Below are 2,245 nucleotides of genomic sequence, written 5' to 3' on the forward strand. Positions count from 1 at the left end.
CAAACAGAGCGCGACGCTCAATACAGCTGTTCCCCTCGGAATCGCAATATTCGCTCAAGGTGTACTCCATCGCCGCTTGGATACGACGATCATCATCACGTCGGATTCCCATGTTTAAAGCGATTTCATCGGCCTTTTTAAATCCGATCCCGTTGATCCGCATCAAGCCGTAAGGATTATGTTTGATCGCTTCGATCGGATCTTTGAGCTCTCTTAAAGCCCCTGCAATAAGGCGTAGCAAAGCGGGGGTAACCCCTAGCGGAGCTAAAAACTCTCCGAGTTGTCGCATGGAACGAAACTGTTTCCATCCGTTGGAGAGTTTGAGGAGCCGTTTTTCGTTCATCCCCTTTACTTCCAGTAATCGCTCGATATCATTATCCAGAATATTAATGAGTTCTTCCGTTCCATATTTTTCAATGAGTTCGGCGGTCAGTTTTTTGGTAAATCCTTTAACGACGCGGTTGAGAAAAAAGAAGAGTTCGTTTTGGTTGACGATGAGGCTCTGGGCTTTAAAGGTTCGTCCGTGTTGACGATGCTCTTCCCATGAGCCTTTAAGGGTGACCGCGGCGTCTTTGAGGTGATCGACGTCGCTTTCATAGTAGTGGGCGCTAATTTTGTCCCCGCTTTTAAGAGCGGCGATAAAGAAACCGTTGTTTTGGTAGATAATTCGATCGATTTGACCGATGAGGGTTTGCATTAGGCTTTTACGCGGAGGTTCCGTTCTTCCTCTTGTGCTTTATAAAGCTCCGCACACCCTTTGGCGAGTTCGCGGATTTTGAGGATGTAGTTGGCACGTTCTGTTACCGAGATCGCTTTGCGCGCATCGAGGGTATTAAATGTATGAGACGCCATCATACACAGATCATACGCAGGGAGGGGAAGCTCTGCATCAAGACACCGTTTGCACTCGGCCGCTTTGGCTTCAAATTCGGCGAAGAGCATGGCCGTATCGGCAATTTCAAAGTTGTATTTGCTAAATTCGATTTCACCCTCTTTATGGATATCACGGTAGAGAGTCTTGCCGAATTTATTCTCACTCCATACGATATCAAATACCGTATCGACCCCTTGCAGATACATCGCTAGACGCTCTGTCCCGTAGGTGATCTCAACGGCAACGGGATCACACGCTACCCCGCCTACTTGCTGAAAATAGGTGAATTGGGTCACTTCCATACCATTGAGCCATACTTCCCATCCCAGCCCCCAAGCACCGAGTGTCGGTGATTCCCAGTTGTCCTCAACGAAACGGATATCGTGGTCTTTAAGGTTAAGTCCGAGATACTCTAAACTTTTAAGATAGAGCTCTTGGATATTTTCAGGCGAAGGTTTGATGAGAACTTGAAATTGATAGTAACTTCCCAATCGGTTCGGATTTTCACCGTATCGCCCGTCTGTCGGGCGGCGGCTAGGGGCGACGTAGGCTACCGACCACGGCTGTGAGTCGAGTGAACGTAAAAAGGTGGCTGGGTGAAACGTTCCCGCACCTGCCGCAATATCATAGGGCTGAACAATCGCACACCCTTGATCATTCCAAAATTGTTGAAGTTTTAAAAGCATATCCCCGAACGTAATCATAACAATCCCATTAAATAAATTGCGTCATTATACCAAAAACCCATACTCAAAGGGTTTTTTAAAGCAATTCTCCCTATTATGAGAACAAGAATTAGAGGGATATAATGAAGCAGTATTTATTTTTGTTGTTTTTCTGCTTTGCAGCCCTTTACGCACAGCAGCCGATTGAAAAGGTTTCAGTGCAGTTGCAGTGGGCGGATCAGTTTCAATTTGCGGGATATTATGTCGCCAAAGAGAAAGGGTTTTATCGGGATGCCGGATTAGAGGTTACTCTCCAAAAATTTGATCCTAAAAAACTCTCGGTCGATGAAGTGATGGCAGGGCGGAGTACGTACGGAATAGGGCGATCTTCCTTGCTGAATGATCGGATGGCGGGGAAAAATGTTGTTGCTTTGTCTGCAATATTTCAAAGTTCCCCTTTTGTTCTCCTATCCCAAAAATCGGCAGATATCAAAACACCACAGGATTTGATCGGGAAGCGGGTGATGATGACCTCAGATTTCCAAGATACGATTTCGGTTCGTGCGATGCTGAATTCGCAAGGGATTCGACTGGATCAAATAAAAGTTCTAGAACATAGCTATAACCCAATCGATATTGCCAACGGAAAAACCGATGTTATGGCATGCTACATCTCAAATGAGCCGTTTGTTCTCAAAGAAAAAGG

At 45.9% G+C, this 2,245-nt stretch carries 3 protein-coding genes; 1 reads left to right on the forward strand and 2 read right to left on the reverse strand.

Features of this window, described 5'->3' with window-relative positions:
- Both A2517_RS00845 and glyQ read right to left on the reverse strand, forming a co-directional pair.
- On the reverse strand, window positions 1-697 hold a 697-nt coding region (locus A2517_RS00845), incomplete at its 3' end, for a helix-hairpin-helix domain-containing protein (protein ID WP_294893473.1).
- On the reverse strand, window positions 697-1,578 hold the full coding sequence (glyQ, locus tag A2517_RS00850; RefSeq protein WP_294893474.1) for a glycine--tRNA ligase subunit alpha: 882 nt from the start codon (window positions 1,576-1,578) through the stop codon (window positions 697-699). The genes A2517_RS00845 and glyQ, both read right to left, overlap by 1 nt.
- Window positions 1,579-1,682: 104 nt before the next feature.
- Here glyQ and A2517_RS00855 point away from each other — a divergent pair.
- Window positions 1,683-2,245, forward strand: a 563-nt coding sequence (locus tag A2517_RS00855) for an ABC transporter substrate-binding protein (protein ID WP_294893475.1), incomplete at its 3' end; no start/stop codon positions are given.

The organism is Sulfuricurvum sp. RIFOXYD12_FULL_44_77 (genome assembly GCF_001830725.1).
Lineage (GTDB): Bacteria > Campylobacterota > Campylobacteria > Campylobacterales > Sulfurimonadaceae > Sulfuricurvum > Sulfuricurvum kujiense_A.

Bases quoted from the DNA above. Each gene is read 5' to 3' on its own strand.
- glyQ (WP_294893474.1), bottom strand. From the start codon at position 1,578: ATGATTACGTTCGGGGATATGCTTTTAAAACTTCAACAATTTTGGAAT.